Raw genomic sequence first — 22,826 nt, forward strand, 5'->3', positions numbered from 1 at the left:
CCTCAGTTGTACTTCTTCTTCAGGGTGTCGACCGTCTGGGCCAGGCTGCCGACCGCCGCGGACGGCTGGGTCTGGTTACTCAGCACGCCCTGCACGACCTTGTGCATCTCGGTCTCGAACTCGGTGTACCAGGGCACGCCGAGCACGTTGCGGGGCTTGGCGATCTCGGCCAGCTGGGCGTAGACGGCCGGGTCGGCGAACTTCTTCAGCGACGCGACGATCTCCGGGTCGGTCGCCATCGACTTGTAGGCGAAGCCGAGGCCGCGCTCGAGGAACCAGTACCGCGCGGTGTACGGCTTCTTGTCCGCGTCCAGCCCGCCGAGGTAGGTGAGCAGCTTGAACGCGTTGTCCTTGACCTCGGTGTCCTTGGCCAGCCCGTACAGCCGGGTGTTGCTGACGGTGCCGTGCACCTGGCCGTCCAGGCTCGGGACGAGCGCCATCTTGATCTTGCCGGCCGCCTTCGACTTGGCCGGGTCGTTGTAGTCGCGGTTCGCGTACCGGGCGCCGATCGTATAGGCGTACCGGGCGGCCTTCATCGCGTTGTCGATCGGGACCGGCAGCAGCTGCAGGCAGGCCGGGTCGATCACCTTCGACTTGTTCGCTGCCTGCTGCAACCAGGCGAAGACGTCCTTCACCACGGTGTCGGAGGTGTTCATCACCGCGTTCTGCTGGTCGTCGAACATGTTGCCGCCACTGGCGAACACCAGCGCCCAGACCCAGGACCACCAGGTGTCGGACAGCTGCGCGGGCACGCCGATCGGGTACTCGAGCAGGCCGGCGTTCTTGATCTTCAGCGCCTGCGCCTCCAGCTCCTCGAGGCTGGCCGGCGGCTTGGTGATCCCGGCCTTGGCCAGGATCTCGGAGTTGTACGTCAGCGAGTTCGCGTCGGTGTAGTACGGCAGGCCGTACCGTTTGCCCTGGTACGTCATCGCGGTCGCGTTGCCCGGGTAGATCGCGTCGTACACCTCGTCGACCCCTGGCATCCCGTCCAGCGGCTGCAGGTAGTCGCCCTCGACCCAGGCCGCGAGCGAGTCGTCGTACACGTAGAGCGCGTCGGGCCCGCCGCCACCGGTGAACTCGGCGACGACCTTCTGGACGTACTGCGCACTCGTGATCGGGGTGTAGTCGACCTTGATGCTGTTCTGCTGGCTGAACCGGTCGAGGTTCTTCTGGACCAGGGCTGCCTCGTAGTCCCAGCCCTCGAACTTCACGGTGCCGTCGCCGGCGCCACCGCCGGAGGAGTCGTCGTTGGAGCAGGCGGAGAGCAGTGTTGACGCGCTGGGCAGGGCGATGCCGAGGCCGGCGAGCTTCAGGACCTGGCGGCGGTTGAGCTCCATGGTTTTCCCTTCAATGCTTGGGAGATGCGAAGCCGGTACAGACGCGTTGGGCGTCCTTTCGGGTGGTGCTGAGCAGTGCCTTCGACGCTCACCAGGCCCCCAGCGTCGAGAGTGCGGATCAGCCGGCGCCCGCTCTGATCCGTGATGCCGAGATGGTCGGCGAGCTCGCCGGGCGAGATCGCGCGACCCTGCAGTTCGTGGTCCAGCGCCGCGAGCCGGGAGACCGTGGCGGCGCTGAGGCCGACGTTCTTCGCGAGCTGTTCCACCTCGTCCCCGTGCTCGCGGTAGGAGTAGCTGAGCGGCGCCTCCCGCACCGGCCCCATCGGGCCGATGATCACGCCGCTGTCCTCGATCAGGTACGCGCACGGCTCGTCCTCGACCTCCGCGCGCTTGGCGGCCTGCTCCGCGAGCAGCACGCAGTTGCGGGCGGACACGCCGACGCCGAACCCGGCCGACACCTGGACACCGAGCGCGGTGGCAGCTTCGGCCAGTGCCGGTACGGCGACCCAGTTGCGGGTCACGCGTTCGAACAACGCCTTGTGGGCGAACACGACGACACCCCGCGGCCCCCGGTCCTCGATCCACGCACCGGCGAACTCGGGGGTGTTGAGCAGCAGGTTCATCAGGCCGACCCGGGCCCGCTCCTCGTCGGCCGAGCGCGCGATCAGGAACACCCCGGCCGCGAACCGCTGCGCGCTCGCCCGCTCCGACTCGATCCGCAACGCCAGCTCGTGCAGCTCGGTCCGGATCGTGGCCGGCACCGGCATCCCGCTCATGATCGGGATCTCGTCGCGCAACTGCTCCCGGACGGCGGCCCGCACGCTGATCACGTAGCTGCGGTCACCGAACCGGTGGAACGCCGTCCGGTGGAAGTCGACGATGTCCTCGACGCTCTGGGTCGGTGCGTAGGGCAAGCAGTCGATCGCGTCCTGGTCGAGCTCGAGCGCGGTGGCCACCGCCTCGACCGCCTCGGCCGGGAACGTGTCGATGCTGACCGGGGTACGCCCCCAACCGCGTTCCTGCGCACGGTAGAGGGCCAGGGTCAGGTCCAGCGCGGACGACCTGATCACGCCGACCGGTAGGCCGGGTGGCAGGAGCTCGCGGCTGGCCGTGTACGGAACCGGTCCGGCCAGGAAGCCGTCGACGCGCGTGCTGGCGAGGAACTCGGCGACCTTGTCGCGGATCTCCTCCTCGTGGTCGTAGCTGACCCATTCCAGGTCGACGCCACCGAGCGTGCTGGCCGCCTCCCGGAACAGCACCCGGTGGGTCGAGTGGGTCACGACCCCGATCACAATCGCCACGGCACCCCTTTACGAACTAGGTTCGGAAGTGACTCGTAAATCCGATGCGGACAAAGGTGACGCGCATCGAGGGGTCAGGTCAAGGGCTCAGCGCAAAACAAATCCGCCGGAAACACGCTCGTCACGCGGGCGGCCCGGCCTCAGCCGGCCGGATGTGCGGGTGTCGCCGGGGCGACCCAGGAGGCGAGCAGGTCGAGGGCTTGAGCCGTCGGGGAGCCGGGCTCGGCGGCGTACAGGGTCAGCGTCAGGCCGGGATCGGAGATCATGTCGACGCTCTCGTAGGCGAGCTCGAGGTCGCCGACGTCGTGGTGGTGGAAGTGCTTGGTGCCGGCGCCGTGCTGACGGACGTTGTGAGCACTCCAGAGGCGACGGAAGACCTCGCTACGGGTGGACAACTCACCGACCAGGTCGTGGAGCTCCTTGTCGTGCGGGTCGCGGCCGGCTTCGGTGCGCAGGATGGCGACGCAGGTGTCGGCCGCGGTGTCCCAGTCCGGGTAGAAGTCGCGGGCGGCGTCGAGATCGAGGAAGGTGAACCTGGCGAAGTTCGGCGGCGCACCGGCCGCGGACTGGTACACCGCTTCGTGCATCGCCCGTCCGAGGTGGTTGCAGGCCAGGAGATCCATCCGGCCGTTGCGGACGATCGCCGGCGCGGTGAACTTGTCGAGCACCCATTGCAGACTCGGTCGCGGGGTCCAACGCTTGCCGGCGCGGCGGCGTGGACGCATGCCGGCGCTGGTGCCATCGGCCGCGTGGGCCAGGTGGAACAGGTGCGCCCGTTCGGCGTCGTCGAGCTGCAGCGCCCGGGCGATCGCGTCCAGCACGGACGCGGAGACACCACCGAGCGCACCGCGTTCGAGCTTCGAGTAATACTCGACGCTCACCCCGGCGAGCGCCGCCACCTCGACCCGGCGCAGTCCCGGCACCCGGCGAGAGCCCACGTCCGGCAGCCCCGCCTGCTGCGGGGTCACCTTGGCTCGGCGCGAGACCAGGAACTCGCGGACCTCGGCACGATTGTCCATAGCAACGACGGTACGACGTACTCCGGCCGGCTGGGATGCACTGTCAGTACACCTCACGACAGAGACTCCCTCAGCGCGGTGAGGTCAGGTTGCCTGGAATCGGCAAGCCCCACCTGATCCAAGGAGAGTTCCACCCATGCGTGGTGTCGTCCTGTACGCACCCGGCGACGTCCGGGTCGAGGACCGGCCCGAGCCGGCCATCCTGCAACCGACGGACGCGATCATCCGGCTGTCGGCGACCTGCATCTGCGGTTCCGACCTGTGGCCGTACCGCGGCGCGGACACGTTCGACGAGCCGATGCCGATGGGTCACGAGTACGCCGGAATCGTCGAGGAAGTCGGCTCCGCCGTGACCACGGTCAAGCCCGGCCAGTTCGTGGTCGGATCGTTCTTCGCCTCGGACAACACCTGCGAGATCTGCCGGTCCGGGTACCAGACGTCCTGCGTCAACCGGGAGATCCTGGGCACCTCGGGCGCCGCGCAGTCGCAACGGATGCGGGTCCCGCTGGCCGACGGGACGCTGGTCGCGACCCCGGAGGTCCCGGACGCCGACCTGGTGCCGGACTTCCTGGCGGCTTCCGACGTACTCGGGACGGGCTGGTTCGCGGCCGTCGCCGCTCAGGTCGGTCCGGGGAAGACGGTCGCGATCGTGGGTGACGGCGCGGTCGGGCTGCTCGGGGTGCTGGCTGCTCAGCAGTTGGGTGCCGAGCGGATCATCGCGATGAGCCGGCACGCGGACCGGCAGAAGCTGGCGCTGGAGTTCGGCGCCACCGACATCGTCACCGAACGCGGTGCCGCCGGGGTCGAACAGATCAAGGCGCTCACCAACGGGCTGGGCGCGCACTCGGTGATCGAGGCGGTCGGCACCCAGGAGTCGATGCACCAGGCGATCGGTTCGACCCGGCCGGGCGGTCACGTCGGGTACGTCGGCGTCACCCACGACGTGACCCTGAACGGCGACGAACTGTTCTTCTCCCACGTGCACCTGCACGGCGGACCGGCCCCGGTGCGCCAGTACCTGCCGGACCTGATGGACCGGATCTCCAACCGCGTCATCCGCCCCGGCCGGGTCTTCGATCTCGAGCTCCCGCTCGACGATGCGGCCGCCGGCTACCAGGCCATGGACACTCGCAAGGCCATCAAGGTCCTGCTCCGCCCGTGACCACTTCGTTGGCGACTCCACCTGGTGTGCGGCGCGAGGCTCGCCTGACAGCGGGGCTGGTGGCGACCGTGGTGTTCTTGACCGCGATCGCACCGCTGGCCACGGACATGTATGTGCCGGCGTTTCCTCAGGTCGCCGGTGAGCTGAGCACTACGGCGACCCAGGTCCAGCTGACGCTGACGACGTTCTTCGTCGGGATGGCGGTCGGACAGCTGGTCGGCGGGCCGGTCTCGGATCAACGAGGCCGCCGTCGGCCATTGCTCGCGGCGATCCTCGCGATGACCGTCGCCTCGATCGTTTGCGCCCTCACCCCCACCATCGGCGTGATGACCGTGGCGCGGTTCGTCCAAGGTTTCGCCGGCGGCTGGGCGATGGTCATCGGCCGCGCCGTCATCGTCGACCTCGCCCGCGGCGCCCAACTGGTCCGCGTTCTCAACCTCATCGCCGCCGTCGGCGGCATCGCTCCGATCGTCGGTCCGCTGCTCGGCGCCGCCATCCTGCAACTGTCACATTGGCGCGTTTCGTTCTGGGCTGTCGCCGCCCTCGGTGTCGCCATGATCCTGGCGGTCCTGGTCGCCGTACCCGAGTCACTCCCACCTGAGCGCCGCCACGGTGGCGGGCTGCGCAACTTCCGCGCCGCAGGCCGGGTCGTCCTCGGCAACCGCGAGTACGTCGGCTACGTCATCGTCGCCGGATCGGCCATGGGCGCCCTCTTCGCGTACGTCGCCACGTCGGCCTTCGTCCTGCAGTCCATGAACGGCCTGTCTCCGGTCTCCTACTCGATCGACTTCGCCGCCAACGCCGGTGGCATGACCCTCGCCGCCCTCGCCGCGGCCCGGCTCGCCGGACGCGTCTCCACGCGCAAGGTCATCCTCACCGGCCAACTCGCCGCCCTCTCCGCAGGTCTCGCGATGCTGATCGGCGCGTTGTGGTTCGACACCCCACTGGGCCTGGCGATGATCTGCTTCTTCGTCCTGATGACCGCCCAGGGCCTGATCATTCCGAACGGCGGTGCGCTCGCGTCGGCCGCCGTACCGGATCATCCCGGTACTGGATCCGCTGTCCAAGGCTTCGTCCAATGGGTCGCGGCCGGCACGATCGCGCCCATCGCCGGTCTCGGCGGCGAGCACACCGCCGTACCCATGGCCACGTTGATGATCGCCGGTGCCGCCACCTCGATCATCGGGCTCCTGGTCGTCGCGAGGCGCCGATCGCACCAGGTGTCGGCGTAGTGAGCGCACTCCTCGCGGCCGTCATCGGCTTCTTCGTCATCACGCTGGATGCGGTCATCGTCAACGTCGCCTTGCCGCCGATCCAGGCCGACCTCGGCGGCGGAATCAGCGGCCTGCAATGGGTGGTGGACGGCTACACCTTGATGTTCGCGGCCCTGCTGCTGTCCGCCGGATCTATCTCGGACCGGATCGGCGCACGCCGCTCATTCGCCGTCGGCGTCGGGGTGTTCGTGATTGCATCCACAGCGTGCGGCCTTGCGCCGACGATGCCTGCCTTGGTGGCGGCACGATTCCTGCAGGGCGCTGCGGCTGCGGTGATGATGCCGGCGTCACTGAGTCTGATCCGCCACGCCTACGGCGATTCAGCGCAGCGGGCGCGCGCCATCGGTGTCTGGGCGATGGGCGGGGCCGTCGCCTCGGTGTCCGGTCCGGTCATCGGTGGTTTGCTCAGCGAAATCTCCTGGCGACTGATCTTCTTCGTCAACCTCCCGATCGGCATCGCAGCGCTCGTGCTGCTCGCCCGTACGGACGCTTCGCCTCGGCATCACGTGCCGTTCGACTGGATGGGTCAACTCAGCGTGGTGCCGGCGATGGGCGCCCTCACGTACGGCGTGATCGAGGTCGGCGCCGCCGGGATCACTTCGCCTCACGTACTGGCGGCCTTCGCGATAGCGGCCGTCGCAACCGCGACCTTCGTCGTCGCTCAGTGCCGCGGCGTCCACGCGATGGTTCCGCCGGCAGTCGTCAAGGACCGCACCGTTGCCGTCACCATGCTCGTCGGCTTCACCTTCATGGTCGGCTACTACGGGCTGCCCTTCGTCATGAGCTTGTATCTGCAGCAAGAGCGTGGTCTCACCGCGCTCGCGACCGGCGCGACGTTCTTGCCGATGATGATCAGTGGAGCACTGCTCACGCCTTGTGCAGCACGGATCGTCGAGCGCGCGGGTCCCCGGGCAGTCATCGTGACCGGGCTGGCGACGATGTCCGCCGGCCTGCTCATCCTCGGTGTCACGGCCGATTCGGCGCCGACGCCGGCGCTGGCAGCGCTCATGGTGCTGATCGGTCTCGCCGGACCACTCATCATCCCGCCGGCCACCGCCGTACTGCTCGATCACGTCCCACCAACCCAGGCCGGCGTTGCCACCGGCATCTTTCACACCAGCCGCCAACTCGGCGGCGCCCTCGCGGTGGCCGTCTTCGGAGCCCTTCTCACCGACCGCGAGTCCTTTCTCGCCGGACTTCACACCAGCCTGCTGATCGCCGCCGTACTGGCAGCGATCACGACCGCGGCGGCGAACCTTCTCCCTGCCCCTGAAGAAGAGGAACTGATCAAACATGACGACAAAGCTCAAGAGCGCTCGACTTCCGGTGGTGGTCCTGCTCGCGCTTGCCCTGCTGGGGCTCGCGCCTCCGTTCGTCCAGCAGAGCGTGGCTGATCGCGGTGCCGGCGCGCTGATCGGTGCGTGGCGCATGACCTCCTTGGAGACCGGTGCCGAAGGCAACCTTCAGCCGGTGCCGTACTCCGGTCAGATCGTGTTCACCAAGGCGGGCACGATGTCCGTGCAGGCACTCAACCCCGATGCCGACGCCGCGGACACGCCGTACACGCTGAACGGGTACGAAGCCTTCTACGGGACCTTCGAGGTCGACCGCCCGGCCGGGACGTTCGACGTGACCGTCGAGTCCTCACTGGTCCGCGACCTCATCGGACAGCGCCTGACCCGGGTCTTCGAGGTCACGGGCGACAAGCTCGTCCTCACGCCACCCGACCCGTCCGAAGGCTGGCGCGTCACCTACGAACGCGTGTGACCGGAGGGGCCCCGCTTTCGTCAGCGGGGCCTCAGTCGTTGAGCCAGTGGTGGATTGCGTTCGGGAGGTCGCCTACTACCTGTCCGAGGTTCTGCTCGACTCCGGTGGGGGTTTGCAGGCCGTGGTCGAAGAGGTAGCGGATGCGGGCTGCGTTCTCCGGGCGGCGTGACGTACGGAAGAACGCGGTCAGTCCGGGGGCGAACTCGTCGTCCGGTGGCAGCGATGCCAAGTCCAGCAAGGCCTTGGTGTCGGCGACCGCAGTCTTGTCGAAGCCGCCGATGCGCCGGGCGAACCCGTCGACGAACGCGTCCAGCTCGGCGTCGGGCAGCACACGATTGACGTAGCCGTACCGTTCGGCCAAGTCAGCGGGGATGTCGTCGGCGCCGAGCAGGATCTCCGCCGCCCTCCCCCGTCCGACCAGCCGGGCGAGCCGAGCCATCGACCCACCGCCCGGCACCGTGCCCACGCCGACCTCGAAGTGCCCGAGGACCGCCTTGTCACCGGCGAACCGCACGTCGGTCGCCAGCGCGAACTCGCTGCCCGCCCCACGGACACGGCCCCGGATAGCGCAGATCGTCACCGCCGGCGCCTTGCTCAGCCGGATCAGACCGTCGAGGAACGGGTGCAGGCCGGTCGGGCCGGGCGGCATCGCCGCCAGCCGGGCGCGATCGGCGCGCAGATCCCAGTGCGCCATGAAGTACTCGGGATTGGCGCTGCCGAAGACCACCACGGTCAGCGCCGGCGCCTCCTCGATCCGGCTGACCAGGCCGGCCAACTCCTCGACCGATTCCGCGTCCAGCAGGTTGACCGGCCCGTTGCAGAACGTCACCCTCCAGTACGACGGTGACACCTCGTCGACGACGAACTGCGTCCGAGCCTCCGCGACCACTGCCTCGCCTCTCACGATGCCTCCTCAATCACTCCGCGCCGCCCGCCGGCAGCGAAGCTCAATCGGTTCCCCCACGGCTCCTGTGTCCACCCTCCAACCCTGCAGTCGCGCTCGCACCCGTCGAAACCCCTGGTCGCCGGGGTCAGCCGGTGAAGTGTGCGTAGGTCTTGTACTCCTGGAACTCCTCCAATCCCCGCAGACCGTTGAGCCGGCCGATCCCGCTCTGCTTGAAACCGCCCTCCTCGAACTCGTCGGTCACCACGGCCCAGGTGTTGGTCCAGACCGTGCCGACCCGTAGCCGGCGCCCGACTCTCCGCGGCCGATCGACGTCGCGGGTCCAGACGGACGCGACCAGGCCGTACCGTCCGCCGGGGCGATCGACTTGGTCTCGTGCGCCGACCCCACCAGCCGTCCGTCGATGAACTGCAGCGCGTTCAGGACGCCTCCCGACCGCCGAACACCGAACCGAAGCCCGCCCGCCACGACGGATACGCGAAGACCAATCCCAGCTCCGCCTTGACCTTCGCATTGCTTGCTGCAGGCAACTGACTGCCGTAGTACACGCTCTGGATCCCGAACCGTTCGGCGGCCTCCTGCTCGGATATCCGGTCCGGCGCCGGACCGCCCAGGATCCCGGCCAGGTACGGCAACCACTCCGCCTGAGGCGCAGGCTCGTCGTCGAGGATGTTGTAGACCCCAGGCGCTCCGGCGCTCACCGCCCGTACCGTGGCCCAGGCCGCGTCGTCGACGTGGACGAACGGGTAGTAGCCGGCTCCGGTGCCGACGATCGGCATCGTGCCCGCCTCGACCGCCTTCGCGATGTCCCCGCCAGGTCCGATCGCCGTGTGGTCGCCGTACAGGAAGCCGTAGCGAAGGACGACGCCGTCGACGCCCGGGGTGTCCAGCACCATCTCTTCGGCCGCGATGTTCGCCTGAATGTGGCTCCCGATCGGTCCGGGAGCGTCCAGGTACGGCGGTGCGGTCTCGTCGGTCGGCCCCGATCCGGGCCGGGTCATGAAGCTCGCGCTCTGGGCGACCACCCGGTGAGCGCCGGCGTCATGCGCTGCACTCATCAGCACCTTCGTGCCCTCACTCCGCAGGCGGTTGGTGATCGTCAGCCACTTGCCGTAGTCGTTCGACGGCACCGAGAGCGCGGTCATCAGGTTGACCACGACGTCCGGCTCGGCATCGAGAACCGCCTGCCGCACGGATGCGTCGTCGAGCCCATCCATGAGGACTGCGGTCGCCCCGAGTTTCTCCGCGATCCGGAGGTTGTCGGGTCGCTGCGTGCTGGCCACGACGTGGTGACCTTGACCGGCCAGGGCTTCGACGACCGGCCGGCCTACAACCCCCGTGCCCCCTGCGACGAAAACGCGCATCGTCATCTCCTCTGCCGTCATGAGTCTCTCCGTAACGGCAGGGTGGCCCGGGTACGGCGATCTTCGCGCCCGCACGAGTCCCTGGTCTGGTCGTCAGTCGTCCCAGTGCCGCTGCTCCCGCCAGGGGTCGCCGTACTCGTGGTAGCCGATCTGTTCCCAGAACCCCAGTTCGTCGCGCTCTTGCACGCGCAGGCCGCGCAGCCACTTGGCGCTCTTCCAGAAGTAGAGATGCGGGACGAGCAGCCGCGCCGGACCACCATGCTCGAGGGCGAGCGGCCGGTCCTCGTACTCGAAGGCCACCCAAGCCTTGCCGCCGAGCAGGTCCTGGAGCGGGAGGTTGGTGGTGTACCCGCCGTACGACGACGCGACCAGGAAGTCACCCGGGAGGTTCACATCCGCGAGCAGCGCGTCGACCGGGACGCCGGTCCAGGTCGTGTCGAGCTTGCTCCACCTGGTCACGCAGTGGAGGTTCACCGTGATCTGGACGGCGTCGAGGGACTGGAACTCGTCCCAGTTCCAACTCCGCACGACACCGTCGGCGCCGCTGATCTCCAGCCGCCACTGGTCGAGTGGCACGCGTGGCGTCGGTCCCGCGGAGAACACCGGGAACTCGTGGGTGACGTACTGGCCCGGCGGTAGGTCGCTGTACCTGGCGCTGCGATTCACACCGACTCCGTCGTCCCGAGTGCGTCGCGCAGGTGCCTGCGCGCGTTGATCCCGAGCTTCGCGAACACCTTGCGCATGTGCCATTCCACGGTGCGGGGGCTGATGAACAGCTCGGCGCCGATCTCCGGATTGGACAATCCCTGGGTCGCCAGACGGGCGATGTGCAGCTCCTGCGCGGTCAGGTCGAGTCGCGTGGCGAGAGTCCGCTTCCGCGGCGTCTCACCGGTTGCCGCCAGCTCGTGGCGGGCTCGCTCGGCGAAGCCATCCATGCCCATGGCGGTCAACGCGTCATGGGCGGCACGCAGCTGCGACCGCGACTCGACTCGCCTGTTCTCCCGCCGCAACCACTCACCATAGAGCAGTCGCGCCCGAGCCAGCTCCGCCCGTACGGCGGTACGCTCGAGCCGGTCGGTCGCCTCCCGGTAGAGGTCTTCGGCGTGCGTCCCGTCGTACAGCTGGGCTTCGGACCGCGCCGCTACGCCGAGCGCCCAATCGGTGCCACTCGCCTGTGTCAGCTCGTACAGCTGCTCGAACGCCGCGACCGCCGTAGCGCGATCACCGGCCCGCACTGCAGCCTCGATGAGCTCAACCAGTCCCCAGTTCGACACCCCCAGCTCCGCTGGGAACGCAGCTGCCTCGCGAGCAGCGGCCATGGCCTCCGGGTAGCGCCCGAGCGCGTTGCACACCATCGCTCGAGCCCAGTTCGTCAGCGAGACACCGACGCCCTCCCCGCGAGCGGTCACCTCACGGAGTGCGGCCGCGATCAGCGGGAAAGCGTGTTCTTCCCGGCCGCGGAAGGCCGCCAGCCCGATGGCGCCGTACGGCGAGAAGCTGGTCTCGGCGGCCTCGGTGACCACCCGGATCTCCTCGACCAGGTCGGCGGCTGTGGCCAACTCACCGGTGAACAGGTCGACGAACACGCGCGCGTTCAACGCCAGCGGGAGCGCACTGAGCGCTCCGGCTTCGCGGGTGATCGTCAGGTGCCGGCGAGTCAGCCGATCCCAGGCGCGTTCGTCCCAGAGGTCGGATGCCACGACCGCCGCAAGCCACATGAACCGGACGCCCTCTTCCAGCGAGACCTGGTCGCTGTCGAAGACCTCTGTCGCTCGTCTGAGCAGCGGTGCGGCCGCCGGGTAGCTCTCGGCGAACAACACCGACACTCCATGCAAGAGCAGATCCTCGCGACGCAGCCGCGCGGCCGAGGACGGGGCGCTGCGCGCTGCCTGCGCTACCTCCGACGGCCCCGGACCGGACGCCAAGCGCCCAGCGAACAGAGCTGCGGTGAGCGCGTCCAGGTAGCTGTCGAGAGCACGCTCGGCGTCCAGCGGTTCCATCCTTTGGGCGGCAGCCAAGAGCTGTGGCAGCGCCTCGTTCCCATGGCGCGACGCGAAGGCGACCTGCGCACGCAGTACGTCGATACGAGCACGCTGCAGGTCTCCGAGCGGTCCGTGCTCGGCGACTGCGAGCAGGTTCAGCGACGCTTCGTACGTGCCTGCGTGCAACATCGACTCGGCTGCGCTGAGCTGACGCTCGGCCCGGGCGGACGCATTGGGTGTCAACAGGGCCGCCTGCTCCAGGAATGCGGCTGCCGCGGCAAGCCCGCCCTGCGACAGCGCGCGGTCGGCGCAGTGCTCGAGTTCTGCGGCGACGACTTCGTCGGGGCCCGCGGCCGCATGCGCGCGGTGCCAGGCGCGCCGGTCCGGGTCCAGGGCGGGATCCGTCACTTCCGCGAGTGCCCCGTGTACGGCTTGTCGCTCCGGCACTGTCGCGAACCGGTAGGCCACCGACCGAATCATCGGATGCCGGAACCGAACCGTGTCCCGCAGTTCGATCAGTCCGGCCTGCTGCGCCGGTACGGCGGCATCGGTGCCGACACCGATCAGAGCCGTCGCACGCCACAGCAGGTGAATGTCGCCGAGGGGCTCGGCGGCCGCGGTAAGCAGCAGCCGACGCGACTCAACCGGCAACGCCTCCAACTGCCGGCGGATGACCTCCTCCATCCGACTCGTCAGCGTCCGCGGCTGCGCGGGCTGAGCACCGAAGGTCAGCTCGGCCGTCGTCCACCAGCGCGGCAGTTCCAGCAGCGCGAGCGGGTTCCCGTGCGCCTCCGCCAGGATCCGCCGACGAACCCGATCGTCCACCGGACCGATCAGAGCCGACTCGAGCAGCGCCTCCGCCTCGTCGTCGGGCAATCCACGCAGCGTCAGGTACGGGAGACCCTCCCAGCTCTCCTGATTCCGGTCCGGCCGGAGTCCGAAGACCAGCACGACCGCCTCGGCCTCCAGCCGGCGGGCAACGAAGGTGAGCGCCTCGGTCGAGGCTCGGTCCAGCCACTGCGCGTCGTCGACGAGGCAGACCAGCGGTTCGTCGCCGGCAGCCTCCGACAACAGCGTCAACACGGCGAGTCCGATCAGGAAACGCTCCGGTGGGCTCCCGGCCGTCAACCCGAACGCGATGCTGAGCGCGTTCGCCTGTGGGGCGGGCAACCTCGACACCCCGTCGAGCAACGGTTCGCACAACTGGTGCAGACCGGCGAAGGCGAGCTCCATCTGCGATTCGACGCCGGACACGCGCAGTGTCCGTGTGCCCCGAGCAGAGTCCGCGACGAAGTCGAGCAGCGCGGTCTTCCCGATCCCGGGTTCACCATGGACGACCAGCACCGCGCTGCGGCCCGATCGGGCCGCAGTGACCAGGCCCGCCAGCGTCTCGCACTCGGTGCGCCGGCCACGCAGACCCGGCCACGGACTGGTGGGTCCCGGCGACACGTCTCCTCCAAGCGACTTCCACCCACGTTCCCATCCAGAGATCGAGCGGGCAACGGTCCAGGGGCCCGGCGACCATTGCAAGAACCCGGGAAGTCGACGGGCGCAAGCAGGCCCACCCCGACGGCAGGGTCGGAAGACTACGTGGACCTCTACAACCGGGATCGGAGCGTACTGCGCGCCACCTTCGGGCTGTACCGCGCGTGGGACGAGACCGTGAACCAGAACATGGACCGCAAGCAGGCGCCGAAGCAGATGCTCGCGGCGCTGGACTCGTTCCTGGCGTCCTACCGCTGATCGGCTGGTAACCGCCAACCCATTGCCGGACCTGAGCGACGGTGGAAAGGTGGACGGAACCGCCCCTCCTTCCCCTCACCGGGACCGCCACTGTCCGGGACGGTTTTCCATGGCGAGTTGGCCAGGCTTGCGTGGGCGCGTCAACGAGTGCGAAACGATGCGCCGGCTCGTCGCGAGTGCACGAGCCGGCCAGAGCCAAGTGCTCGTCCTGCGTGGCGAGGCCGGGATCGGCAAGACCGCGCTGCTCCAGTTCCTGCTCGACGACGTCACCGACTGCCGAGTGATCCGGGCAGCCGGTGTGCAGTCCGAGATGGAGCTTCCGTACGCGAGCCTGCATCAACTCTGCACCCCCTTCCTCGACCGGCTGGACGGCCTGGCTGCTCCGCAGCGTGACGCGTTGGCCGCCACCTTCGGCTTGCAAACAGGCACCCAGCCGAACCCGTTCGTGGTCGGTCTGGGCGCGCTGACCCTCCTGAGCGCCGTGGCGGACGAACAACCACTCCTCTGTGTCATCGACGACGCCCAGTGGCTCGACCAGGCATCCGCCCAGACCCTCGAATTCGTTGCCCGCCGACTCCGGGCCGAACGGATCGCAATGGTCTTCGCGGTCCGCACATCGGACGACGTGGCGAAGCTGACCGGACTGCCGGACCTGACGTTGCGCGGCCTGACGGGCGCCGAGGCGGCTGCGCTGCTCGAGTCGGCGATGTCCGTCGCACTCGACCCACAAGTACGGGACCGGGTCCTGGCCGAGGCCCACGGCAATCCGCTCGCGCTGCTCGAGCTTCCCCGGCAGCTGTCCGCCACCGAGCTCGCGCTCGGGTCCGTCGACGAACCGGCCGGCGACGCGACCGTTGTCAGCCGCCTGGAGGAAGGCTTCCAGCGCCAACTACAAGCGCTTCCCCAGGAGTCCCGCCAGCTGTGCCTGCTGGCTGCCGCCGAACCGGCTGGTGACATCGACCTGCTCCGCCGGGCCGCTCACCGGATGGGCATCGAGACCATGGCGACAGCCGACACAGCGGGTCTGCTCGAGCTGCGCCACCGGGTGGAGTTCCGGCATCCGCTGATCCGGTCGACCGCCTACCGGATGTCGACCACGGACGAACGCCGTACCGCTCATGAAGCGCTCGCGGCGGCGACGGACCCGGACGAGACCCCGGATCTCCGCGCCTGGCACCGGGCGCGGGCAGCGGCCGAACCCGACGAAACCGTGGCCGCCGAGCTCGATCAATCGGCCGACCGCGCACTCGGCCGCGGCGGAGTCGCGGCCGCCGCCGCCTTCCTCGAAGCGGCTGCCTCCCTGACGCCCGAACCGGCCCGCCGGGCGCAACGCTCCCTGACTGCAGCTCAGGCGAAGGCGACCGCCGGCGCCTTCGAGGATGCGTTGACCCTGCTCGCGTCCGCTCAGGCCGGGCCGTTGTCCGAGGCGGAAGGCGCGCTGGTGCAGCTCCAACTCGCCCAGATCGCGCATTACTCCGAGCATGGCAACAAGGGGTTGCCGCTCCTTCTTGCCGCCGCCCGCCGGCTGGAGTCGACCAACCCGAAACTAGCCCGGGAGACCTACCTGGACGCGCTCGCCGCAGCCATGTTCGCCGGCAGACTCGTCTCCGGCTCAGACATCGGGATGCAGCAGGTAGCGGAGGCGATGCGGGAGCTGCAGGTGCCGTCGACGCCGACCAAGTCGGACCTGCTGCTGCAAGGGATCGCCGTGCTCTACACCGACGGGTACGCGGCAGCTGCAGCTGGGTTGCTCGACACCGTTCAGTCGTTCGGGCGCGACGAGCTGACGATGGACGAGGCGGTGCGCTTCGCCTGGCTGGCCGCGTGCGTCGCCACGGACCTGTTGGACGACCTCAACTGGGGCATCACGACTCAGCGCCACCTCGACGCGATCCGGGCCATCGGCGCCCTCGCCGTGCTGCCGGTGGCGATCAACAGCCGGATCATCTACGACCTCTACAGCGGCGACCTCGGCGAGGCAGAGGCGCTCGTCGCGGAAGCCGAATGGGTCGCCGAGGTCACTGGCGGCCAGAACGCGATGATCCCGTACGGCGAGGTGAGCCTGAACGCGATCCGGGGCCGGGCGGGCGTGGCCGAGCCCCAGTTCAAGCGGATCCACGACGACATCACCGTGCGCGGCGAGGGCGTCGGCCTGAACATGATCAGCTGGTTCCAGGCGATCATGTGCAACAGCCTCGGCCGGTACGACGAAGCCCTCGAGGCAGCGCGGACCGGGGCCGCCTCGCCTCTCGAGCTCGGACCACCCAAATGGGCACTGGCCGAGCTCGTCGAGGCCGGGGTCCGCAGCGGGAACACCGCCGAGGCCGCGGCCGCACTCGAACAGCTCGCGACCTTCGCGGAAGCGAGCGGGACCGAGGCTGCGCTCGGCGTGCTCGCGGGGCGCAACGCCCTGCTGCGGACCGGGAGCGCAGCAGAGGACTGCTACCGGGAAGAGATCGAGCGGCTCGAACGCACCACGCTGCGCGTCGAGCACGCACGAGCCCTCCTCCGGTACGGCGAGTGGCTGCGGCGCGAGGATCGCCGTACCGATGCACGCGCACAACTCCGGACGGCGTACGAGAACCTGGCGGCGATGGGAATCGATGGGTTCGCCGAACGCGCCCGCAAGGAACTCAGAGCGACCGGCGAGACCGTCAGCCGCCGCAGCACCGAGAGTCCCGGAGACCTCAGCACCCAGGAAGCGCACATCGCCAGACTCGTGGCGGACGGCCTCACGAACAACGAGATCGGCGCGGCCCTCTTCCTGAGCCCGCGCACCGTCGAGTGGCACCTCCGCAAGGTCTTCACCAAACTCGGCGTCACCACCCGCCGCCAACTCCGCCAGTCATCCACCACCCGAAGCACGTGACGGACCAGGGATTGTCGCCGGTGCGAAGGTGACGGGGGTCGAGCCAGGCTGAAACGCCCGTACCATCCTCGACCCCCGGAGGCAGATCATCATGACGACCGCGACAGCCGAACTGACCGGCGAGTACACGATCGACACCGCACACAGCAGGGTCGGGTTCGTCGCCCGGCACGCGATGGTCACCAAGGTGCGCGGCGCGTTCGACGAGTGGCAGGGGACCGCGCACATCGACGGCGAGAACCCGGACAAGTCCTGGGCGCGGGTGACGATCCAGGCCAAGAGCATCGACACCCGCAACAGCCAGCGCGACGAACACCTGCGCAGCAACGACTTCCTGGCCATGGACGACCACCCGGAGATCACGTTCTACTCCCTGTCCGTCGAGGTGACCGGCGACAGCACCTACCGGATGACCGGGAACCTGACCATCGGCGCGGTGACCAAAGCGATCGCCGTCGACTTCACCTACACCGGTACGGCGGTCGACCCGTTCGGCAACCGCCGGGTCGGTCTCGAAGGAACGGCCGTGATCAACCGCAGGGACTTCGGCATCACCTGGAACGCTGTCCTGGAGGGCGGCGGCCTGCTCGTCTCCGAGAAGATCGCCCTGGAGATCGAGGTCTCCGCGATCAAGAACGCCTGACCATGACCGTCACCAAGGCCCGTGTCGCAGCGCCGGACGCCCAGACGAACTCCTCCAGCGCGTTGCCGATCGCGCTGTTCTCGATTCCCCTCGGTTTGGCGGGCCTCGGTGGCGAGTGGAACGCGGCGAGGCGGTTGCTCGGGGCTTCCGCCGTACCGGCCGCTGTCGCCTATGCGGCGGCAGCGGCCGTCTGGGCGGCATTCACGATCACCTATGTCGTCGGTGCGATCCGGCAGCGGCCAGGGCGACTCGGGGTGGATCTACGCCATCCGCTCTTCGGTCCACTCACCGCGTACATTCCGGTGATCGCGATCCTGCTGACCGCGTACTACGCGGCCGACCTCGGCGCTTCCGCCCGGTGGCTCTGCTACGCCGCGGTGGCGGCGCTGGCGGTCAACGCCGCCGCACTGGTGGCCCATTGGCTCAGCGCACCGCTGGATCAGGACGCGCTGCACCCCGGGTACTTCCTCCCGGTCGTCGCCGGCCCGTTCATCGCAAGCATCGGACTGGCAAGCGTCGGCGACCGATCCCCGGCGATCGCGGTCTTCGGCGTCGGCATCTACTTCTGGTTGCTGCTCGGCGCCGTGATCACGGGCCGGCTGTTCTTCGGCTCGCCGCTGCCCCAGCCGTTCCGGCCGGTGCTGTCGATCCTGCTGTCGCCACCAGGCACCGCAAGCCTTGCCTGGTTCGCGATCACCGGCGGGCAGATCGATCAACTCCAAGGAGCGATCGGCGCGATCACGTTGTTCACGCTGCTGATCCAGCTGTTCTTCCTGCCTGACTACCTGCGTCTTCCCTTCAGCTCCCAGCACTGGGTGTTCACCTTCCCGCTCGCCGTCCTGGGCAACATCGCGATCCGGTGGGCGGCCGGGGTGGACTTCGCCGGGTGGAAGGCGGTTGCCTGGACCGCACTCGGTATCTCCACGCTGGCCATCCTCGCGATCCTCGGCGGCACCCTCCGAGACACGACCAGGTGGCTCCGGCGTACCTGGTGAGCACGTCACCGTACTTGGTGAGCACGTCAAGACGCCCGACGGTGTGGCCGTCGGGCGTCTGCTTGTTGGCGTCAGCGCAGGGATCGGAAGGCTGCGCGCACCTCGGTGGTGAAGAGCTCCGGCTCCTCCCAGGCGGCGAAGTGCCCGCCCTTGTCGACCTCGTTGAAGTAGGCGAGGCCCGGGTAGACCGTCTCGGCCCAGCTCCGCGGAGCGGCCCAGATCTCGCCGGGGAACGTCGAGAAGCCGACCGGAACCTGCACCGGCGGCGGGGCGTGGCCGGCCGCGGCGTGCAGGAACTGCCCGAACTCCCAGTACCAGCGGGCGGCCGATGCGCCGGTGCCCGTCAGCCAGTAGAGGGTGATGTTGTCGACGATGGTCTCCCGGGTGAGGTTGCCGACCGGCTGCCGATCGACGAACGCGCGGGCGATCTTGTAGTAGCTGTCCGTGTCGTGGTCGAGCATCCAGGCCGCCAGCCCGACGGGTGAGTCGAGCAGGGAGTAGCCGATCGTCTGCGGACGGGTGGACTGCTCCAGGAAGTAGCCGAAGCCGTCCGTCGTGAACGTCTTGAGTGCGGCGTGCGCCGAACGTTCCTGCTCGGTCTCCGCCGGCAGCAGGTCGACGATGCCCAACGCCGTCGCCAGCAGGTTGACGTGGATCCCGATCAGCCCGGCGGCCCCCTGGCGACCCATCGCATCGGTGACAGCAGCGCCCACGTCGCCACCCTGAGCCACGTAGCGCGTGTACCCGAGGCGGTTCATCAGCTTCGCCCACGCCTGCGCGATCGGGCCGTTCTCCCACCCGAGTTCGGCCGGCTCACTCGAGAAGCCGTAGCCGGGCAACGACGGGAGTACGACGTGGAACGCGTCGTCGGCGCTGCCGCCGTACGCGGTCGGGTCGGTGAGCGGACCGATGGTGTCGAGCAACTCGATCACCGAGCCCGGCCAACCGTGCGTCATGATCATCGGCAACGCGTTCTCGTGCGGCGACCTGACGTGGATGAAGTGGATCTGGACCCCGTCGATCTCGGTCGTGAACTGCGGCAACCCGTTCAGCCTGGCCTCGCACCTGCGCCAGTCGTACTCACTCGTCCAGTACCGAGCCAGCTCCTGCAGCACCGCCTGCTGCACACCCTGCGACCGGTCCTTGACCAGCTCCCGACTCGGCCAGCGCGTCGCCAGGACCCGCCGCCGCAAGTCCTCGAGCTGCTCCTGAGGAACCCCAACCTCAAACGACCGAACCCCGGCCGCCGCATCGACAGTAGTACTCATAACGCCTCCTAGGACCACCAATCTCTGACCCCACGAGCCTCCTCCCCACCCCCGTCACCTCGCGCCCGTCACAATCCCTGGTCCACCCCAGTGCCGGCTCCCGGGATTCGCCTCGGACGCCATCCAGGCGAAACTTCGCGAAGCCGGGGAGCACCCCCATACCTTGTCGTGGTCAGGATCGCAGCGCGGGCAGTCCAGCTGCGACCGCTGCGAGAAGACGTTTCATGGTTCGCATAAAGGGTGGGCGTGCGGCGGCCAGGTCGGGGTCTTGTGCGTAGACCTCGGCCAAGGTGGGTGGCGGATTGGCGGCGGGGAAGAGGACGCCCGCGAGGCCGGTGGCGGCTGTGACGAGTTCGAAGCCCTCGCTGTCGGTCAGGGACGGGTTCGCCCTTGCCACCGCGGTGCCGAGTTCGCCGATGACGGTCACCATGACGTGTTTGTAATCATGGGCGGCCGGAACCGAGACGTTGTGTTCCAGACTGGTGGACGCATGGCTGAGTAGGTCGCAGAACAGCGGTCGCGCCTCGAGCGTTTCGGCCAGTGTGTCCACGACGTCGTCGCCGGCGTCCAGTCGCCGGAGGACCTCGTCGCGCCAGTCGCGCCAGCATTCGCCGGTCAGTTCGAGGTAGATCTCCTCGCGGGTGCCGAAGTAGCGAACGACGTTCGACTTGGCCAGTCCGACGGCCGCGGCGACGCCGCCCAGACTGACGTTGCTCACGCCGGAGTCGACGGCCAGCTGCCGCGCCGCGGTCAGGATGGCGTCGCGGCGCTGCTGCTTGTGTTCTGGCCGTCTGGCCCGGAGGAACTCGGACATCGTCCGGTCATCCTACCCGACTTAACAGAACACCGTTCCCTTGTTTAGGAGACGGTGTTCTGTTAACTTAAGGAACCGTTGTTCTGTTAACGGACCCCCCGAACCTTCGGGTGAAGAGATTGGTACAGACATGGCCGAGACCCGCCTTCTGCTCCGCAACGGTTACGTCATCGACACCGAGCCCGAGCCGGCCGCGCGGTCCGGCACGGACGTCCTGATCGAGGGAGACCGGATCGTCGCGGTGGGTCCCGGGCTCCCGGCGGACGGCGCTACCGTGATCGACGCCACCGACCGGATCGTGCTGCCGGGCTTCGTGGACACCCACCGGCATCTGTGGGAGACGGCGCTGCGCGCCGGGGCCGCGGACATGGACCTGGGCGCGTACATGGGTGTGGTTCTGGGGCAGTACGCGCCACGGTTCCGTGCGCAAGACGTGTACGCCGCGACTCTGGCCGGCGCGCTGGAGGCCCTGGATGCCGGCGTCACCACCTTGATCGACTACTCGCACGCGCTGCACACCCCCGAGCACGCCGACGCGGCCGTAGATGGCCTCGAGGCGGCCGGGCTGCGTGCGGTGTTCGGCTACGGCTTGCCCGTCACCGGCGGCGGGGACCACGACGACGTACGCCGGATCCGCGCCCGCCGCCTGGCCTACGACGAGGCGCTGGTCACCATGGCGCTGGCGCCGGGCGGGCCGTCGTTCACACCGATCGAGCAGGTGATCGCCGACTGGCGGCTGGCCGACGAGCTAAGCCTGCGCCCGACGATTCACGTCAGCGCCGGCCCGGTCGCCACCCGGCCGATCTCCCTCCTGCGCGAGCACGGCCTGCTGCGTGCGAACACCCTGTACGTGCACGGGAACTCACTCGACGACGACGAACTGAAGTTGATCGCGGCGTCCGGTGGCACCGGCTCGGTCACGCCTGCCTCGGAGGCGCAGATGGGGGTCGGCGCGCCCGTGGCCGGCCGGCTGCGCCGCGCCGGCGTCATCACCGGCCTCGGTGCGGACGCGGTCGCCTCGCTGCCCGGCGACATGTTCGCCGTGATGCGGGCCGCGCTGCTCGCCAGCCAGATCGCCGACACCCCGCCCCTGACCGCACCCGACGTCCTGAAGATGGCCACCCTCGACGGCGCCGCCGCGCTGGGTCTGGCCGACCGGATCGGTTCGCTGCGCCCCGGAAAGCAGGCCGACATCATCCTGCTGCGCGTCGATGACCTCAACATGCTCACCGCCGAACGCGACCCGATCGCAGCCGTGGTCACGGCCGCGAACCCCGGCAACGTCGAAACCGTCCTCGTGGGCGGAGAGGTCGTCAAGGCCGCCGGCCGCCTCGTGCACGGCGACCTCGCCCAGGCCGCCCAGGCCCTGCGCTCCACCGCCGCCGCCGTCAACGCTCGCTAACCAGATCTAGTAAGGAGAACCGTCATGCGTGCACTGCACGTCCCTGCCGCCGGAGCGCCGCCCGAGCTCGGCGACCTGCCGATCCCGCAGGTGGCACCCGGCCAGGTCCTGATCAAGGTGAAGGCCGCCGGGCTCAACCCGTTCGACAACGCCATCGCTGCGGGCATCATGGCGGACCGGGTGCCGCACGAGTACCCGTTGGTTCTGGGCCGGGACGCCGCCGGCGTCGTGGCCGCTGTCGGCGAGGGCGTCGACCACGTCAAGCCGGGCGACGAGGTGTTCGGCCACGTGCTCTTCGCCCCGCCGGTCCAAGCCGGCACCCTCGCCGAGTACGCACTGTTGCCTGCGGCAACCGTCGTGGTCAAGCCGGCCGGGTTGGACTTCGCCGCCGCGGCCGCGCTGCCCCTGGCCGCGGCTGCCGCCGCCGCGGCGGTCGACCACGTCGACCCGCAGCCGGGCCAGGTCGCGCTGGTCAACGGTGCCACCGGCGGGGTCGGCCGATACGTGGTGCAAATGCTGGCCGCCCGCGGTGTCACCGTCGTCGCCACCGGCACGGAGGCCGACGCCGTCCCGCTGGTCGCGCTGGGCGCCACGACCGTGGTCGACTACACCACCGGGTCCGTCGCCAACCGGGTCAGAGCCACCTACCCCGACGGCGTCGACGCACTGATCAACCTCGTCGGCAATACCCCCGCCGAGATCCCCCTCGATGCCGTCCGCAAAGACGGCACAGTCGCCACCACCACGATGGTCCCCGACGCCGACATATTCGCCGCCGCCGGGCTCACCGGCGCCACCGTGTTTGCCCATCCGGTCCGCGAGACCACCGCGCCGCTCGCCGAGCAAGCCGCCGCCGGTGCCCTGAGCATCGACGTGCACACCGTGCTCCGCCTGGAGCGGGCCACCGAGGGCCTGGCCACCCTCGCCGCCGGCAACGCTCGCGGCAAGATCGTCGTCACTGTCGGCGACTGAGAATCCCTGA

The 22,826-nt window shown here is 69.1% G+C and carries 20 protein-coding genes; 10 read left to right on the forward strand and 10 right to left on the reverse strand.

All coding sequences use genetic code 11. From position 1 onward, the window contains the following. Positions 1 to 2 precede the first annotated feature (2 nt). From ACIBL3_RS41660 to ACIBL3_RS41670, 3 genes are all read right to left on the reverse strand, one after another. Positions 3 to 1,337, reverse strand: a complete 1,335-nt coding sequence (locus tag ACIBL3_RS41660) for an extracellular solute-binding protein (RefSeq protein WP_360531475.1) — start codon at positions 1,335 to 1,337, stop codon at positions 3 to 5. Continuing rightward, the gene (locus tag ACIBL3_RS41665) at positions 1,310 to 2,638 is read right to left on the reverse strand and encodes a hypothetical protein (RefSeq protein ID WP_396359526.1); all 1,329 of its coding nucleotides are present in this window, start codon (positions 2,636 to 2,638) and stop codon (positions 1,310 to 1,312) included. The genes ACIBL3_RS41660 and ACIBL3_RS41665 overlap by 28 nt, the downstream gene beginning before the upstream one ends. A 140-nt stretch (positions 2,639 to 2,778) precedes the next feature. Next, a complete protein-coding gene (locus ACIBL3_RS41670) occupies positions 2,779 to 3,657 on the reverse strand; it encodes a helix-turn-helix transcriptional regulator (RefSeq protein ID WP_396359527.1) in 879 nt (292 codons plus the stop codon). 136 nt (positions 3,658 to 3,793) lie between these two features. Here ACIBL3_RS41670 and ACIBL3_RS41675 point away from each other — a divergent pair, with 136 nt between their 5' ends. Genes ACIBL3_RS41675 through ACIBL3_RS41690 form a run of 4 tightly spaced genes read left to right on the forward strand, consistent with a single transcriptional unit; the run spans position 3,794 to position 7,860 of the window. Beyond that, on the forward strand, positions 3,794 to 4,819 hold the full coding sequence (locus tag ACIBL3_RS41675) for a zinc-dependent alcohol dehydrogenase family protein (RefSeq protein ID WP_396359528.1): 1,026 nt from the start codon (positions 3,794 to 3,796) through the stop codon (positions 4,817 to 4,819). Further along, entirely contained in the window at positions 4,816 to 6,051 is a 1,236-nt protein-coding gene (locus ACIBL3_RS41680) for a multidrug effflux MFS transporter (RefSeq protein ID WP_396359529.1), read from the forward strand. Before ACIBL3_RS41675 ends, ACIBL3_RS41680 begins: the two co-directional genes overlap by 4 nt. Continuing rightward, entirely contained in the window at positions 6,051 to 7,487 is a 1,437-nt protein-coding gene (locus ACIBL3_RS41685) for an MFS transporter (protein ID WP_396359530.1), read from the forward strand. The genes ACIBL3_RS41680 and ACIBL3_RS41685 overlap by 1 nt, the downstream gene beginning before the upstream one ends. A gap of 34 nt (positions 7,488 to 7,521) precedes the next feature. Then, positions 7,522 to 7,860, forward strand: coding sequence for a lipocalin-like domain-containing protein (locus ACIBL3_RS41690; protein WP_396359531.1), 339 nt, complete (start codon positions 7,522 to 7,524; stop codon positions 7,858 to 7,860). Between the two features lie 31 nt (positions 7,861 to 7,891). On the opposite strand, the gene ACIBL3_RS41695 is transcribed toward ACIBL3_RS41690, so the two are convergent. The 5 genes from ACIBL3_RS41695 to ACIBL3_RS41715 form a co-directional block, all read right to left on the reverse strand. Continuing rightward, entirely contained in the window at positions 7,892 to 8,764 is an 873-nt protein-coding gene (locus tag ACIBL3_RS41695) for an enoyl-CoA hydratase/isomerase family protein (RefSeq protein ID WP_396359532.1), read from the reverse strand. Positions 8,765 to 8,891: 127 nt separating this feature from the next. Then, the gene (locus ACIBL3_RS41700; RefSeq protein WP_396359533.1) at positions 8,892 to 9,278 is read right to left on the reverse strand and encodes an aldehyde dehydrogenase family protein; all 387 of its coding nucleotides are present in this window, start codon (positions 9,276 to 9,278) and stop codon (positions 8,892 to 8,894) included. Then, a complete protein-coding gene (locus tag ACIBL3_RS41705; RefSeq protein ID WP_396359534.1) occupies positions 9,184 to 10,149 on the reverse strand; it encodes an NAD-dependent epimerase/dehydratase family protein in 966 nt (321 codons plus the stop codon). The genes ACIBL3_RS41700 and ACIBL3_RS41705 overlap by 95 nt, the downstream gene beginning before the upstream one ends. Before the next feature lie 72 nt (positions 10,150 to 10,221). Continuing rightward, positions 10,222 to 10,794 (reverse strand): molybdopterin-dependent oxidoreductase, encoded by a 573-nt coding sequence (locus ACIBL3_RS41710; protein ID WP_396359535.1) that lies wholly within the window; start codon positions 10,792 to 10,794, stop codon positions 10,222 to 10,224. Beyond that, positions 10,791 to 13,559 (reverse strand): AAA family ATPase, encoded by a 2,769-nt coding sequence (locus tag ACIBL3_RS41715; protein ID WP_396359536.1) that lies wholly within the window; start codon positions 13,557 to 13,559, stop codon positions 10,791 to 10,793. Before ACIBL3_RS41715 ends, ACIBL3_RS41710 begins: the two co-directional genes overlap by 4 nt. Positions 13,560 to 13,700: 141 nt before the next feature. On the opposite strand from ACIBL3_RS41715, the gene ACIBL3_RS41720 reads away from it, so the two are divergent. From ACIBL3_RS41720 to ACIBL3_RS41735, 4 genes are all read left to right on the forward strand, one after another. Then, positions 13,701 to 13,853: a hypothetical protein gene (locus tag ACIBL3_RS41720; protein ID WP_396359537.1), complete on the forward strand. Its 153-nt coding sequence runs from the start codon at positions 13,701 to 13,703 to the stop codon at positions 13,851 to 13,853. A gap of 109 nt (positions 13,854 to 13,962) precedes the next feature. Beyond that, entirely contained in the window at positions 13,963 to 16,722 is a 2,760-nt protein-coding gene (locus ACIBL3_RS41725; RefSeq protein WP_396359538.1) for an AAA family ATPase, read from the forward strand. A gap of 91 nt (positions 16,723 to 16,813) precedes the next feature. Further along, complete coding sequence (locus ACIBL3_RS41730) at positions 16,814 to 17,365, forward strand: YceI family protein (RefSeq protein WP_396359539.1); 552 nt, start codon at positions 16,814 to 16,816, stop codon at positions 17,363 to 17,365. A gap of 2 nt (positions 17,366 to 17,367) precedes the next feature. Continuing rightward, the gene (locus tag ACIBL3_RS41735) at positions 17,368 to 18,360 is read left to right on the forward strand and encodes a hypothetical protein (protein ID WP_396359540.1); all 993 of its coding nucleotides are present in this window, start codon (positions 17,368 to 17,370) and stop codon (positions 18,358 to 18,360) included. A gap of 71 nt (positions 18,361 to 18,431) precedes the next feature. On the opposite strand, the gene ACIBL3_RS41740 is transcribed toward ACIBL3_RS41735, so the two are convergent. Together ACIBL3_RS41740 and ACIBL3_RS41745 are read right to left on the reverse strand one after the other, a co-directional pair. Continuing rightward, a complete protein-coding gene (locus tag ACIBL3_RS41740; protein WP_396359541.1) occupies positions 18,432 to 19,628 on the reverse strand; it encodes an epoxide hydrolase family protein in 1,197 nt (398 codons plus the stop codon). A gap of 172 nt (positions 19,629 to 19,800) precedes the next feature. After that, complete coding sequence (locus ACIBL3_RS41745; RefSeq protein WP_396359542.1) at positions 19,801 to 20,442, reverse strand: TetR/AcrR family transcriptional regulator; 642 nt, start codon at positions 20,440 to 20,442, stop codon at positions 19,801 to 19,803. A 130-nt stretch (positions 20,443 to 20,572) separates the two neighbouring features. Between ACIBL3_RS41745 and ACIBL3_RS41750 the strand changes: the two genes are divergently transcribed. Both ACIBL3_RS41750 and ACIBL3_RS41755 read left to right on the forward strand, forming a co-directional pair. Further along, positions 20,573 to 21,844: an amidohydrolase family protein gene (locus ACIBL3_RS41750; RefSeq protein ID WP_396359543.1), complete on the forward strand. Its 1,272-nt coding sequence runs from the start codon at positions 20,573 to 20,575 to the stop codon at positions 21,842 to 21,844. A gap of 24 nt (positions 21,845 to 21,868) precedes the next feature. Continuing rightward, entirely contained in the window at positions 21,869 to 22,816 is a 948-nt protein-coding gene (locus ACIBL3_RS41755) for an NADP-dependent oxidoreductase (protein WP_396359544.1), read from the forward strand. Positions 22,817 to 22,826 lie beyond the last annotated feature (10 nt).

The organism is Kribbella sp. NPDC050124, from assembly GCF_044460355.1.
Classification (GTDB): domain Bacteria; phylum Actinomycetota; class Actinomycetes; order Propionibacteriales; family Kribbellaceae; genus Kribbella.

Bases quoted from the DNA above. Each gene is read 5' to 3' on its own strand.
- ACIBL3_RS41660 (WP_360531475.1), bottom strand. From the start codon at position 1,337: ATGGAGCTCAACCGCCGCCAGGTCCTGAAGCTCGCCGGCCTCGGCATC.
- ACIBL3_RS41670 (WP_396359527.1), bottom strand. From the start codon at position 3,657: ATGGACAATCGTGCCGAGGTCCGCGAGTTCCTGGTCTCGCGCCGAGCC.
- ACIBL3_RS41675 (WP_396359528.1), top strand. From the start codon at position 3,794: ATGCGTGGTGTCGTCCTGTACGCACCCGGCGACGTCCGGGTCGAGGAC.
- ACIBL3_RS41690 (WP_396359531.1), top strand. From the start codon at position 7,522: ATGACCTCCTTGGAGACCGGTGCCGAAGGCAACCTTCAGCCGGTGCCG.
- ACIBL3_RS41700 (WP_396359533.1), bottom strand. From the start codon at position 9,278: ATGCGAAGGTCAAGGCGGAGCTGGGATTGGTCTTCGCGTATCCGTCGT.
- ACIBL3_RS41705 (WP_396359534.1), bottom strand. From the start codon at position 10,149: ATGACGGCAGAGGAGATGACGATGCGCGTTTTCGTCGCAGGGGGCACG.
- ACIBL3_RS41725 (WP_396359538.1), top strand. From the start codon at position 13,963: ATGGCGAGTTGGCCAGGCTTGCGTGGGCGCGTCAACGAGTGCGAAACG.
- ACIBL3_RS41730 (WP_396359539.1), top strand. From the start codon at position 16,814: ATGACGACCGCGACAGCCGAACTGACCGGCGAGTACACGATCGACACC.
- ACIBL3_RS41735 (WP_396359540.1), top strand. From the start codon at position 17,368: ATGACCGTCACCAAGGCCCGTGTCGCAGCGCCGGACGCCCAGACGAAC.
- ACIBL3_RS41740 (WP_396359541.1), bottom strand. From the start codon at position 19,628: ATGAGTACTACTGTCGATGCGGCGGCCGGGGTTCGGTCGTTTGAGGTT.
- ACIBL3_RS41745 (WP_396359542.1), bottom strand. From the start codon at position 20,442: ATGTCCGAGTTCCTCCGGGCCAGACGGCCAGAACACAAGCAGCAGCGC.
- ACIBL3_RS41750 (WP_396359543.1), top strand. From the start codon at position 20,573: ATGGCCGAGACCCGCCTTCTGCTCCGCAACGGTTACGTCATCGACACC.
- ACIBL3_RS41755 (WP_396359544.1), top strand. From the start codon at position 21,869: ATGCGTGCACTGCACGTCCCTGCCGCCGGAGCGCCGCCCGAGCTCGGC.